A 14,460-nucleotide genomic window follows, 5' to 3' on the forward strand; every position below is an offset into this window, starting at 1 on the left:
GAACCTGACAATGGACGTTCGCCAATTCGCCTTCCTGGCCCGCCAACCTTCTGCTGCTCTGAAGTCGCGAAACTCGTTCTTCGGCCTGCCCAAGCGCGGGCTGGCGTTAATCCTGGCCAATGCGCTGTTCTGGCAACCGCTGCTGGCCCAGGCCGAGGGCATCGTGGTCAGCGCGCCGGGTACCAGCCTGGGTGCGGCGGGCAATGGCGTACCGGTGGTGAACATCGCCACGCCCAACGGCGCAGGTTTGTCCCATAACCAGTTCCAGCAGTACAACGTCGGCCCCAACGGCGTGATCCTCAACAACGCCACCGGCACCCTGGTCAACACCCAGCTGGGCGGCTACATCGTCGGCAACCCCAACCTCAAGGGCGGCGCAGCCAGCGTCATCCTCAACGAAGTCAACGGCGGCAGCGCCAGCCAGTTGCGCGGCTACACCGAAGTGGCGGGGCAGTCGGCCAAGGTCATCGTCGCCAACCCGTACGGGATCACCTGCAGCGGCTGCGGCTTTATCAACACGCCGAACGTCACCCTCACCACCGGCAAACCCATCATCGACCCGACCGGCCAGCTGAAAAGCTACCAGGTCGACGGCGGCGCCGTGACTATCGACGGTGAAGGCCTCAACGCCAGCAACGTCGACCGCTTCGACATCATCACCCGCTCAGCCAAGATCAACGCGAAAATCAACGCCCGCGAACTCAACGTGATCGCCGGGCGCAACGACGTCGATGCGCAAACCCTGAAAACCAACGTCCGCGCCGATGACGGCAGTGCCAAGCCCGAGCTGGCGATCGACTCCTCGGCCCTGGGCGGTATGTACGCCGGTGCGATCAAACTGGTGGGCACCGAGGCCGGTGTGGGCGTGAAGCTCGACGGTACGTTGGCAGCCAGTGGTGGGGATATCCAGCTCGATGCCAATGGGCGCTTGAGCATGGTCAATGCCAAGGCCAGCGAAGCGGTGGTGATCAAGGCCGACCAGTTGGATGCAACGGGCGCGGTATATGCCGGTACCCGAATCGATGCGCAAACCACCACAGGGATGAGCAACCAGAAAAGCCTCGCCGCGCGCGACAGCATCAGCCTGACCAGCGGCGGGCAGGTGATCAACAACGGCATCATCGAAGCGGGCGTGAATGGCGATGAAAGCCGCAATACCAGCGGCGACGTCCACCTGACGGCGACGAGCCTGAAAAACACCCAAAGCGTGGTTGCCAGTCGCACCCTGATGGTGACCGCTGCGCAGACCCTGGATAACCAGGGCGGCACATTGAGCGGTGTGAACACCGTGGTCAGCGCAGGCCAGCTCGATAACCGGGGCGGCCGGGTTCTGGGGGCCGATGCGCTCAAAGTCAACGCCACCGGCCTGGATAACCGCGCGGCTGGCTTGGTGCACAGTGATAACAGCACCGACGTCACGGTGACGGCTGCCCTGGATAACCAGAACGGCCGAGTGATCGGCCTCAAGAGCCTGGCGCTCAACGCCGGGCAATTGACCAACGATAACGGCTTGGTCGCCAGCCAAGAGCAGGCCCAGGTAACCGCCGGAGCGTTGAGCAACCGAGCCGGCGAAATCTCCGCCCAGCAAACCACCCTTAGCGCCACGTCGCTGGATAACCGTTCCGGCAAACTGCTGGGCAGCCAACTCAACGTGACCGCCAGCGGCGCCATTGATAACCGCCTGGGGATTTTCTCCGCCACCAGCCTGCTGACGGTGCAAGCCGCAAGCCTGGATAACAGCGACCAAGGCTCCGTCGCCAGCCAGGGCAGCTTGACCGCGACCATCGCCGGGCTGCTCGACAATCACAATCAAGGCAACCTGGTCAGCCAAGGGACCCAGCAGGTTCGGGTCGGGCAGCTGAACAACGCCCAGGCTGGGCTGGTATCGAGTAAAACCACCCTGGCGCTGCACGGCGATACCCTGGCCAACCAGAGCGGCCAGGTGATCGCTGATGGGGCATTGACCCTGACCGGCGGTAGCGTCGACAACAGCAATGGCGGCCAACTGAGCAGTCATAGCGGGTTGACGCTCAATGCCAACCAACTCGACAACACCGCCGGTCGGATCAGTGCCAAGGGTGATCTGCAGGCCACCGTCGGCGTGCTCAACCAGCAAGCGGGTGAGCTGGTCAGCGAAGGCGCGCTGAGCCTTATTGGCACCTCGGTGGACAACCGCAACGGCGGTTTCATCGCCGCCACCAACGGCGTTGATTTGCGCAGCCAGAGCGTGCTCAACCAGCAAGGCGAGATCTCCAGCCAGGCCAAGGTGCTGCTGGTGGCCGACCAGTTGAACAACAACGCCGGCAAGGTGATTGGTGACAGCGGCTTGAGCCTGACCGTGCAACGCCTGCTCAACCAGAGCAAAGGCCTGCTGGCGGGGCGCGACGGCCTCGTGCTGAACGGCGGTCAACTGGATAACAGCCTGGGCGGCCGCATCACCAGCCAGAAAGACCTGAATATCAACCTGAGCGGCGACCTGCTCAACCATGATCAGGGCACCTTGCTCAGTGAAGGCACGTTAACGGTCAAGGCTGGCACGCTGGACAACCGCCAGGGCGGTATTCTGTCCGCCGCCAACGCCCTGTCGATCACAACGGACGGCCAACTGAACAATCAGGCGGGCAAGCTGCTGGCCGATGGCACGGCCACGCTGGTGAGCGCTGCGCTGAACAACAGCCAGGGCGGTGTGATCAGCGCCAAGCAACAGGTTGACGTGCGCAGTGCGGGGCTGGACAACAGCCAGCGCGGCAGCATCAGCAGTGACGCCGGCATCACCCTGAATGCCGGGCAACTGAACAACAGCCAGCAAGGTTCGATCTTTGCCAAGTCCACGGTCAAGGCCACCCTGACCGGACTGGACCAACATGATCGTGGCGAGTTGGTCAGCGATAGCCACATCGATCTGGATTTGAGCCACGGGCAACTGCTCAACCGCGACCACGGCCTGATTGCGACCCCCGGCCAATTGCTGCTGAGCAACCTGGGCAGCGTCGACAACAGCCAGGGCGGCGAGATTTCCAGCACCCAATCCTTCCTGTTGACGGCCGATGCACTGAACAACCGGGGCGGCAAAGTCATCAGTGGCGACAGCCTTCAGGTGCGCATCGCCAAGGCGCTGGATAACAGCGTTGAAGGTGTGTTGTCTGCCAAGAACCTCCTGCAGGTGGAAGCGGGCAGCCTGGACAACCAGGCCAGCGGCGCCCTCGCCAGCCGTGGCGCGCTGGGCCTGAAGGTCACCGGCCTTCTGGACAACCATAACCAGGGGCTGATTTCTGCTGCCACTGCGCTCACCGTCACCTCGGGCTCCTTGAATAACAGTGCCAACGGTCGGCTTTCTGCCGGCACGTTCCACACCCTTAATACCGGTGCGCTGAATAACTCCCAGGGCGGCCAACTGGTCAGCGATGGCAGCCTGACAATCACCGCCGCCGATGTGGATAACCGCAGTGGTGTGATCGGCAGCCAGCACGTCTTGAACATGACCGTCGCCAACCTCGATAACGCTGCGGGCCTGATCAACAGTCAAAACGACCTCACCTTGGCGGGCCAGCGCGTGGACTCAAGCCAGGACGGGGAAATCTCGTCCAAGGGCGACTTGAAACTCACGATCCAGAAGCTGATCCAGCGCCAGGGCCGCTTGATTGGCGAGCGCGCCGTGAGCCTCGATCTGCAAGGCGGTGATCTGGACAACAGCGCGGGCCTGATCAGCGCCAAAGGGCCTTTGACCTTCGCGCGCCTGGCCAACCTGACCAACCGTGAACAAGGCGAAATCTCCAGCCAGACGGCATTCAGCGTGGCGGCCAAGCGCATCGATAACGGCGATCGCGGGGTCATCCTCAGTGCCGATCAATTGCGTCTTGAAGCGGATACGGTGGTCAACGCTGGCAAGGGTTTGATCTCTGGCTGGAATGGCCTGACCGTCGTCGGCGGCAGCCTGGACAACAGCGCCGAAGGCACGTTGTCGAGCAAGAGCGGCATCTTGCAAACCACGCTTACCGGCGCGTTGGATAACCACGCGGCAGGTGCGCTGGTCAGCCAGGGCAAGCAAACCATCAGCGCGGCCAGCCTGAACAATGATCAAGGGATCATTTCCGGCCAGGCGGATGTCAGCCTCACCGTCGCCGGGCACCTGGACAACAGCAACGGCGGCTTGATTTCTGCCGGTCAGCACTTGGACTTCAACCATGCCCAGAGTGAAATCTTCAACCGTGGCGGCCAGATCAGTGCTGCCAACATCACTCTGGTTGGCCAAAGCCTGGACAACAGCGCCGGTCAACTGATCAGCCAGGGCACCCTGGAAGGCACCCTCAGCGGTGCGCTGATCAACGCCAACAACGCCCGCCTGGCCAGTGGCGCAGCTTTGCTGCTGAACGCATCGAGCCTGGATAACCGGGGCGGCCAACTGGTCAGCCAGGACCGACTCGACCTGACCCTCGCCGACGGTGATCTGGATAACCGCGACAAAGGCACCCTCGCCAGCCAGAAAGACCTGGTGATCAAGCTGTTGGCCGGTGACATCAACAACCAGCAGGACGGCCTGATTTTCAGCCAGAAGGGCAAGCTTGATCTGGCTGCGCGTACCCTGAATAACCAGAAAGGCACGCTGCAAAGCCAAGTCGATAACCGGCTACGTCTGAGTGGCGCCCTGAACAACCAGGGTGGCCGGGTCGACAGCCTCAGCGGCAACCTGGACCTGGAAGCAGCCAGTGTAGCCAACACCGCTGGCGGCATACTCAACAGCAGCAAGGGCTGGATCAAACTGGTCAGCGGCCTGTTCGACAACGGCAGCGGGATCACCCAGGCGCAATCGCTGGACATCACCGCCCACGGCGGCTTGCTCAACCAACTCGGGCATCTCTCGGCCCTGGGCGGTGAAAACCGCATCGTCACCAGCACCTTCAATAACCAGGGTGGCGGTGTGTATGCCGACACCTTGCTCAAAGTCACGGCCCAGGATTTCGATAACCAGGGCACGGCTGCCGGCAACGGCGGCAAAGTCGGCGCGCGCACCATCGACTTCGGCCTGACAGGCACCCTGAGCAACCGCTTTGGCCTGATCGAAAGCGACGACACCCTAAGCCTCACCGCGCAAACCATCAGCAACGTGGGCGGTACCCTGCGGGCCATGGGCCGCACCGGTTCCACCCGCATCAGCACACTGGGGCTGTTCGATAACCGCCTGGGTGCGCTGGAAAGCGCCAACGAAGAACTCAACCTGCAAGCGGCCAGCCTGGACAACAACGGCGGGCGCATCGTGCACACCGGCAGCGGCACATTCGACCTGACTTCCGACCAAGTCACCCGAGCCGGCGGCAGCTTCATCACCAGCGGCCAACTGGACATCACGGCCGCCAAGTGGACCAACAGCAGCGTGATTCAGGCCGCGCGCCTGAACCTCGACATCGGCGAGTTCACCCAGACCGCCAGCGGCCAGTTGCTGGGCGCACAAAGCCTGACCGGCATCGGCGGCACCTGGACCAACGAAGGCCTGCTGGCCAGCGATGGCACCCTCAACCTGACACTGACCGGTGGCTACAGCGGCAATGGTCGGGTCAGCAGCCTGGGCGCCATGAGCCTTACCAGCGCCCGCATGGACCTCGGCGATAACGCACGCATTGCCGGCGGCGCACTTACCCAGATCAACAGCACCACCCTGAACAATCGCGGACGCCTGACTGCCATCGGCGACCTGACCGTCAACGCCACCACCTTGAACAACTACGGCACCCTCGGCGGCGCTGGAAAGGTCCGCCTGAACGCCACTCACCTGCTCAACGACAAGGGCCTGATCTTCAGTGGCAACGACATGACGTTGCGCGTCAATGATTTCAGCAATCGCTATGGCGACGTCTACAGCCTGGGCGGCCTGGACATCGCCCGCGACGACGCCAATGGGCGCAGCGCCCTGATTGAAAACGTCTCCGGTACCCTGGAAAGCACCGGCAACATGCGTTTGCTGGCCGACACCCTGAGCAACCGTCGCGACCAGTTCAGCACCGAAATGAAACTGGTGTCGGGCAGCTTCGACACCTACTACGACGACTTCTGTGACGGCAAGGGCTGTGAAGTGCACTTCCGCTCGGTTGAGCGCTACGAGGACGTCGTCACCGGCAGTTCCCCCACCGCGTACATCTCGTCGGGCGCAGGCCTGACCGTTGGCGCGCAAACCGTAAACAATCTATACAGCTCCATCTCGGCTGCGGGCAACATTCAGATCGATACCGGTGTACTGAACAACACAGGCGCAGCCGGTGGCGAGGATCGTCACTTTGACTCGGAGTTCTATACCCGCAACGACAGCGTCTACAACACGTTTATCACTCGCAGGGACCAGTTCAACCTTTACAACAACCCCAACTCGGCCGACTACCGTCCGGGCGAAATGACCATCGCCAAGCTGAGGGACGGGATCGGTAACTTCTACAACGATTCCAGCTATGTCGTCGCCACCGCCGGACGTGTGATTGCCCCCGCTGTTATTCAGGCGGCTGGATCAGTCACCGTTAACGCTACGCAGCAAATCAACAACAGCGTGATCCGCGCCAACGCCACGGATATCAATACGCCGGCGCAAAACCGCAATACCAACTCCGACGTGTTTGCCTCCACGGTCAAACCGGCGATCACCGCGCAACTGCCGCCGGACCTGGCCCAGCGCCAGGTCAACCCGGTGACCTTGCCGGGCTTCAGTTTGCCGACCAGTCAGAACGGCTTGTTCCGCCTCAGCGGCCAGGCCGCGAAGGCCGGCGCAGCGGGTAAAACCGCCACCGGCAGCGGTGACTTCAGCGTGAACGGGCGTGTGGTCAGCGCCGCCGAGCGCGAGAAAACCCTCGACTACAGCGCCGTGCAAGAGCGCGGCTTCAGCCTCGATGGCCAGCCTGCCAGCGGCGCGGTCAACGGCCAGGGCCCGCTGGTGCTGGACGGCCGCGCGCCTTCGGTCACCCGCGTGCAGGGTGTGCCGGACATTGCCCCGGTGGACAACAGCCACAAATACCTGATCGAAACCAACCCGGCGCTCACCGACCTCAAGCAGTTCATGAGCTCCGACTACCTGCTCGGCAAACTCGGCTACAACCCCGACGCCAGCTGGAAGCGTCTGGGCGACGGCCTCTACGAGCAACGCCTGATCCGCGAAGCCGTGGTGGCGCGTACCGGCCAGCGCTACATCAACGGCATCGCCAGCGACGACGCGCTGTTCCGCTATCTGATGGACAACGCCATCTCCTACAAGGACTCGCTCAACCTGCAACTCGGCGTGTCCCTCAGCGCCGAACAAGTCGCGGCGCTGACCCACGACATCGTCTGGATGGAAGAGGCCGAGGTCAACGGGGAGAAAGTCCTGACCCCGGTGTTATACCTGGCCCAGGCCAACAACCGCCTGGCGCCCAACGGTGCGCTGATCCAGGGCCAGGACGTCAGCCTGATCAGCGGCGGCGACCTGCACAACAGCGGCACCCTGCGCGCCACCAACAACCTGAGCATGATCGCGGGCAACATCGACAACAGCGGCCTGATGCAAGCCGGCAACCGCCTGGAAATGCTCGCTACCGACTCGATCCGCAACAGCCGTGGCGGCATCATCACCGGCCGCGACATCAGCGCCACGGCCGTGACCGGCGACATCATCAACGAGCGCACCGTCACCACCTTCAAGCGCGACGGCGAGAAATTCCAACTGCGCGACGACGTGGTCAGCGATGCCTCGCGCTTCGAAGCAACCGATACCTTGCGGCTTAACGCCGGCCGGGATGTGCTCAACGTAGGCAGTAATCTCAAGGCTGGCGGCAACGCCAGCGTGACCGCAGGCCGCGACGTAGTGATCGCCAGCCAGACCGAAGAAGACAGCGCCGCCTACCAGCGCCGCCGGGTCAAGAGCACCGAGCAAACCCTGCTGCAACACGGCTCCAGCGTGGAGGTGGGCGGCAACCTCGCCATCGACGCCCGACGCGACATCGCCGTGGTCGCCAGCACCGTCAGCGCGGCCAAAGACCTGAGCGTCAAAGCCGGCGAAAACCTCACCCTGGCCGCCGCCGCCAACGAACAACACGACTACTCCAAAGGCAAAAAAGGCGACACCAAAACCACCACCCAACTGGACAGCGTCACCCAACAAAGCGCCGAACTCAAAGCCGGCGGCGACCTGATCGCTGTGGCCGGCACCGACCTGACCCTGGTCGCCAGCAAAATCAGCGCGGGCAACGAAGCCTACGTGCATGCCGACAACGAACTGCAACTGCTCGCCGCGCAAGACAGTAACTACTCGCTGTATGACATGAGCAAGAAAGGCGGGTGGGGCAGCAAGAAGACCCAGCGGGATGAAGTGACCGATGTGAAGAACATCGGCAGCGAGATCAAGACGGGGGGAGACCTGACGCTGGAGAGTGGTGGGGATCAGAAGTATCAAGCGGCGAAGCTCGACAGTGGCGGGGATATAGCGATTGTCAGTGGCGGGGCGGTGACGTTTGAGGCGGTGAAGGATTTGCATCAGGAGAGTCATGAGAAGAGCAAGGGAGATGCGTTCTGGACATCGTCAAAAGGTAAAGGAAATACAGATGAGACCCTGCGCCAAACCCAAATGGTGGCTGAGGGCAACATCGCGATCAAGGCGGTGGAAGGCCTGAAGATCGACGTCAGGCAGGTCAACCAGCAAACCGTCAGCCAGTCCATCGACGCGATGGTCAAGGCTGATCCGCAACTGGCCTGGATCAAGGACGCCGAGGCGCGGGGGGATGTGGACTGGAGGCAGGTCAAGGAGATTCATGACAGCTTCAAGTACAGCAACTCGGGGTTGGGGCCGGCGTCGCAGATCATTATTGCGATTGTGATGGCTGCATTTGTTGGACCTGCAGCCATGGGGGCAATGACCACCGCAGGGGCTGGTATTGGCGTCGCGGCTGGCACGGGCGCTATTGCCGCAGGTGCTGCGACTAATGCCACGGTGAGTGCGGTTAATAATCGCGGCAACCTCGGCGCGGTATTTAAAGACGTCACTTCGTCTGATGCGATGAAGGGATACGCAGTATCTGGCCTCACAGCAGGTTTCACGGCCGCATATTTTGACGGTTGGACGGGAAGTAAAACGACTCAAGCTTCCGGAAAAATCGACTTACAACTTAATACGCTGAAGGGCGTAGGGCAGTTTGCGGCCAACCAGACGCTACAGAACGGCACCTCGGCCGTGCTTAAAAAAGCGCTGGGTCAGGATGCCGATTTGGGTGATGCACTCACCAGCGTGTTATTCAATACATTAGCGGCCACCAGCTTCAACGCAGTTGGTGAAATAGGTTTGAAGACGGGCAGCATCGAAAAAGTAGCTACCCACGCGCTCGTTGGTGGATTTATCGCAGAGGTGGCCGGAGGGGATTTTGTTAGCGGGGCTATCGCCGCGGGAGCTAACGAAGCACTGGCAAACCAGCTACGTCGCTTGGCCACAGATATAAGTCCTGAGAAGCGGGACGTTCTTCTCACCACCGCCGCTCAGCTGATTGGTGTAGCGGCAGCAGCATTGGTTGACGGTGGTGCCGACACGAAAAACCTTCAAGTCGCCGCTTGGGCCGCCCAGAATGCCACCAATTACAACAGCTTAAATCATGAGGATGCCGCCGATTTTGTAGCAGATATGAATATCTGCGGGAAAGACGTGACCTGCCAGCAGAAAACGTGGAGGGCAGGTAAGTACGACAATATCAGCCTCGGAAATTATGAAGAGGCCATGAAAACCGCTGGCCCGGCGTGGGCAAAGTCTCAGATAACAACGCTCGAAGGTGGTTTGTTTGCGCTTAAATCGCTCAACTGCCAAACAGATGTGTGTTTTAACTACAAGCAGACATTGGAGGCTAGGGCGTATGAGAATCTGGATAAGCTCCATACGTTGGTTAACACCTATGAACCTTATATTGCAGGCATAGCTGGTGGTGTTGCTGGAGGCGTGCGTCCTAGGCAGCCTACGCTTCGAGAGGGTGAGACCGCAGGTGCGCAGGCTGGTAAATCAGAGGCGTACTGGAGTAAGGTTAACGCTGAAACCGGCGGTGCAAAAGGAACAGGGCAAGCTTTAAGGGAAGTCGAGATTAGTTCTGGTGGTAAAGGTGCATGGAATAAAGAGCTGAATAAGCCTGTGCCGAATACCGTATATAAAGTTGATGGGAATAAAACCTTCCAAACAGATGGCTTGGGCCGCGTTGAGAAAGTCGAGTCAAATCTTTCATTGACTAAAAATGATCGGAATACATATCAGCAATGTGTGGCAGGAAAGTGCGGCGTCACTGGGGACGAGGGTGGGCACTTGATTGCTAGTATATTCAACGGGCCTGGGGAGAGATTGAACCTCCTTCCCATGAATGGGAACTTGAATAAAGGTACTTGGAAATCTATGGAGAATACATGGGCGTCCGCACTTAAGGAGGGCAAGCAGGTTAGCGTGAAGATTGAGCCTGTGTATTCTGGTAAAAGTGTTCGGCCAGATAGCTTTAATGTGGAGTATTCAATAGGCGGTGCTCGTCCAAAAGAGATTGTATTTAAAAACTCACCGGGTGGAAATTGATGCGTAGTGATAATGATATCTACAATGACATTGGGGGTATTTTATTTGAGATTGCTCCCAGCGGAGCCTGTAAAATTATAATGCGTGCACAGCTATCCCAAGAGCTAGATAGCTGTGAGTATGAGTATGACTACATTGATGCACAAGGTAACGTTGCCTGGTTCACGGCAGGCGGGCGAGCCAATACAGATATTTTAGATCTTTTAACAGAGCTGCGTAGTTGGTATGTTGAGAATAAACTTACAGGAGGGCTGCCAGCGTGGAGTGGCTGTGAGGTGACCTTGGACTTAGTTAAGGTTAAAATTAGTATGGATTTTATTTATCCTTGAGAACTAAGCGGAAAGTTTAGGTGTAGTGGAAAAGCGGGGTCAGACCACTATTCTTCTGGCGGAGCACTAAACGTGGTCTGACCCCTATTTTTCCTCTATTTTTCCTAGAGGCAGTGTTAAGTGAAAAATATAAAGTTGATGGCTGATTACCAGTGTCATCCACTTTGGAATATGTCCCATGACGAGTATGGGGACATAGATCCTTGCGACCTTCCTATCTCTAAAGAGCTCCAGCTGCGTCTATCAAAGTGGGCCAATATGTACGATGAAACGTTGGATGCTGATTACCCTCCAAATTCTGGATTCAAGAGCGAAGAGTTAGAGCGAGAATTCAAGCGAGAGGGAGAGCGATTAGCTGAAAGTTTGAGAAGCGAACTCGGTCCGGATTTTTCTGTTTCGCTTAAGGTTTAGTTGGTGCAAAAGGAGGAGGGGGAAAATGGGGTCAGACCCTGAGGGATCCCCGAATTTTCTTACTTAAAATCAAGAAGTTGGAATATTGAAGAGGCCTGCATGAGCCGGCAACTTGGTTTGCACCACACAAAACTAAGAACCCGAACCCATGCAGGCCATCCGATTTTTACACAGAGCGCTCGCTCAAGCACTGCCCTCGATCCATTCTCGCCGCCTAACGACGCTGATGAGTTGTGTCAGTTCGTTACTGCAAGGCCGTCGCCTGACGCTAACAGCGCTGGGACGTTTTATGCCAGGTCAGGCGTACCCCAAGCATGCGATCAAACGAGTGGACCGATTACTGGGTAATCAACACCTCAGAGCAGAGCGCCCGCTGTTCTACTGGGTGATGCTGCGGGCGTTGTTAGGCTCCCTGAAGCACCCTTTAATCTTGGTGGACTGGTCGCGAATTGATGCTCCTGGCGATGCGTTTTTGTTGAGAGCCGCGGTCCCGTTTGCGGGACGCTCGTTTCCTATTTATGAAAGCGTTCATGAGCGTGAGAGCTGTCCCAAATATCAAAGCCGCCTGCTCAAAATGTTAGCTGAGTTACTGCCTGACGGATGCGTTCCAGTCTTGGTCACGGATGCGGGTTTTCGGCGTCCGTGGATGAAGGCTGTGGTAGCGAAGGGCTGGTATTACGTGGCTCGCATACGCAACCGTGAACTTTATCGTCGAGAAGCAAACGACTGGCAACCCGTGAAGAATTTGTACGCTCTGGCCACTTCATCACCTAAATCGCTGGGGCGCGTTGAGATGACGCGTAGCGCCCCTCACTTCGTCGATTTGTACTGCGTTCGCCATTCAGCCAAGGGCCGAAAACACCAACGAGTCACGGGTTCAATCGCCAGAAGCAAGCTCAGCCGACAGTCCGCCAAACGTGAGCGTGAGCCGTGGTTGCTTGCCAGCAACCTTGCGCAAAGTGAGTGGAACCCGGCACAAGCAGTTGAACACCTGGGTCAGTTTTCAGTCGGCAGAGCAGCCTCTACTGGGTCAGTTTTCGGTCAGCGGCAACAGTCTATTGCATCGGATTTGACCAGTACCTTTCATGGTCTCGATTGGTAGAGAGCGGCTAGAAGCGGCCATCGGGTGTCTACGAAACTAGGGACGATTCAGATCTCATTGACGGCGTAGCCAAGGTCATCAAGACAGTTTTCTGCCCCCATGTTCCCGGCGGGACAGTACGATGATCGACTCCTTTCGAGAAAGCACAAGCATAGCAACGGCAGTTCCCATGATTGGAGCCTGCACAGATTGCTTAATTTTTGCTACAAAGATGGAACAGGCGGGAAGTAGCAGGGGCTGGAGAATGGTATTGGTACGAAAGTGGGGCGGGGGGATATGGCGCGCTACAAGGCGCGTTGGGCGGCTCCCGGCACCATATACATCTCCAGCTTTTGCTTGCCCGTAACTCAATCGTAGCGTGAATAGAATCATGATCGAGCCAGATATCAATGAAGTAATCGCTGAGGCAGAACAATTCAGACTCAAACTGGAACTTGCCAAAAAAGCAAATCTTCCATTAGTCACGGAAGATTTTCCAGTCATGAACTGCAAACTATCATCCTTGTTATTCGCTTACCATGCACTTCAAAAGTGGCCATCTATAGTGATCTATGGTGTTAGTGGTAGAGCCGCAAACCATGAAGGGGACGATGCGATTTCCCATTACTGGCTTGAGTATCAAGGCGTAGCTATAGACTTGACAGCGGATCAATACAACATAATTGAAGAAAAGCAGCTTAATAGAAAAATACTCAGAAGCAGACCATTCAAGCCCGTATCCACAGGGTGCATTGATAGCATGCAAAATTACAAGCTATTCAAAATATCCTACCGAGATACCTATATTTTGGGTCTCCCCGAATTGGCTGAGGATTTTATTTATGACCTCCATGCTAACTATGAAGCCCTCGTTGACTTGACATCACACAGATAACAGCTGGTTCAAATCGTCCTCTTCGCTCAATGGGACGGGCTAAGACTCCGACTTAGCAGACGCTAGATTTCCACTTCTGGCCCGTTCTTGGGCTCTGGTGACCGGCAGCTTTTGGTCGAGGCTGTGTAAAAACGTGCTTCAGCGCGACAGGTACTCAAAACTGGACTGGAAATCGCGCTTCTATGCGAAATCCACATCTGCTGACGGGCCAATAAATTTCAGATTTAACGTAGACGCGCACACTTCAATTTTGGCGAAGCGTTTTTACACACTCTGGGCCGAAAGCTGCCCATCAAAAAATCATATTGCCCATCATCAGACTTGCCTGACGCGACCGTGAACCCTGGGTGTTAAGGAATGGCTGTAAGAGGAGAGTGCTTCGGTCATTGTGCTGCTTGGGCAGGCGGGAGTCCTAGACCCTCGCATGGGGCAAAAATGGGGCAAACCGTACGCCAATCTATGCCATTCAATGCCCAATATGCATTTGTGCCACCTGCTATGAACGAGTGCCGCAGCCACCAGCCACGGGCCTATTTCTCAAAATCTCCTACATACCCCTACACAATCGGCGTGTGCAGGTCATGACTTACTCAGCGTTCATCTTGTCCCACTGACGCTGATGCTCATGTGATTCTTGGTCGCACGAGTCACAAATGAAACCATCGCCGTAGCTCTCTCTTTCGAGCGCTTCGGCGAGTGCTTCACCCTCAAGCTCTGCTTGACAGCCATTGTGGTGTCCGCCCGGGTCTGTAACGCCTTCGCAGTTTCTTGTGAGATGTTTACTGAGAACTGCTTTCTGCGGTTGAGTAAGGCTGTCGTAACCATGGCTCATGGCTCGCTTTGCGATGCCTTCAACCTTGTTTTCTTCTTGATCGAAATGCCCGTATTCAAGCAGTTTACTGAGCGCCTTCTCTTCAGCTGCCATAGATTCATTCTCTGATGTCAAAAGGAGATGCCAGGATAGCACTTGGCTACCGCGCCAGCCCAAGAAAAACCGTGCCCAGTGATGTCTCGTTTTGGTCTTTAGCGCGTGTTATGTTTTGCCATTTGCATCAAAAAACTAAGTCTTGTCAAAAATCTCCATGTCGACGGCTCTTGCTTACAGCGGCGTCACCTTCAACGCCACCTTCAGCCTAGACCTATCCTTGTAGACCCGTCTTCCCGTCAAACAGGCTCCTGCCATCGGCCTGACCACTACATACAG

4 protein-coding genes and 1 pseudogene are annotated in these 14,460 nt (G+C 57.7%); 4 read left to right on the top strand and 1 reads right to left on the bottom strand.

Translation table 11 applies throughout. The features are described from left to right. Positions 1 to 10 precede the first annotated feature (10 nt). The 4 genes and pseudogenes from C4J86_RS01700 (at position 11) to C4J86_RS01720 (ending at position 13,256) form a co-directional block, all read left to right on the top strand. Entirely contained in the window at positions 11 to 10,540 is a 10,530-nt protein-coding gene (locus C4J86_RS01700; RefSeq protein ID WP_124369251.1) for a DNA/RNA non-specific endonuclease, read from the top strand. Further along, positions 10,540 to 10,869, top strand: coding sequence for a hypothetical protein (locus C4J86_RS01705; protein ID WP_124369252.1), 330 nt, complete (start codon positions 10,540 to 10,542; stop codon positions 10,867 to 10,869). Before C4J86_RS01700 ends, C4J86_RS01705 begins: the two co-directional genes overlap by 1 nt. Positions 10,870 to 11,428: 559 nt before the next feature. Next, positions 11,429 to 12,265, top strand: a pseudogene (locus tag C4J86_RS01715) (IS4 family transposase); the annotation flags it as partial. Between the two features lie 487 nt (positions 12,266 to 12,752). Continuing rightward, on the top strand, positions 12,753 to 13,256 hold the full coding sequence (locus C4J86_RS01720; protein WP_124369254.1) for a hypothetical protein: 504 nt from the start codon (positions 12,753 to 12,755) through the stop codon (positions 13,254 to 13,256). A 586-nt stretch (positions 13,257 to 13,842) separates the two neighbouring features. Here the strand turns inward: C4J86_RS01720 and C4J86_RS01725 are convergent. Then, on the bottom strand, positions 13,843 to 14,181 hold the full coding sequence (locus tag C4J86_RS01725; RefSeq protein WP_124369255.1) for a hypothetical protein: 339 nt from the start codon (positions 14,179 to 14,181) through the stop codon (positions 13,843 to 13,845). Positions 14,182 to 14,460: the final 279 nt, after the last annotated feature.

Origin of the sequence: Pseudomonas sp. R2-7-07 (assembly GCF_003852355.1) — a bacterium.
In the GTDB taxonomy this organism is placed as follows: Bacteria; Pseudomonadota; Gammaproteobacteria; order Pseudomonadales; family Pseudomonadaceae; genus Aquipseudomonas.

Coding starts and splice junctions, on each gene's coding strand:
- C4J86_RS01720 (WP_124369254.1), top strand. CDS start 12,753: ATGATCGAGCCAGATATCAATGAAGTAATCGCTGAGGCAGAACAATTC.
- C4J86_RS01705 (WP_124369252.1), top strand. CDS start 10,540: ATGCGTAGTGATAATGATATCTACAATGACATTGGGGGTATTTTATTT.
- C4J86_RS01700 (WP_124369251.1), top strand. CDS start 11: ATGGACGTTCGCCAATTCGCCTTCCTGGCCCGCCAACCTTCTGCTGCT.
- C4J86_RS01725 (WP_124369255.1), bottom strand. CDS start 14,181: ATGGCAGCTGAAGAGAAGGCGCTCAGTAAACTGCTTGAATACGGGCAT.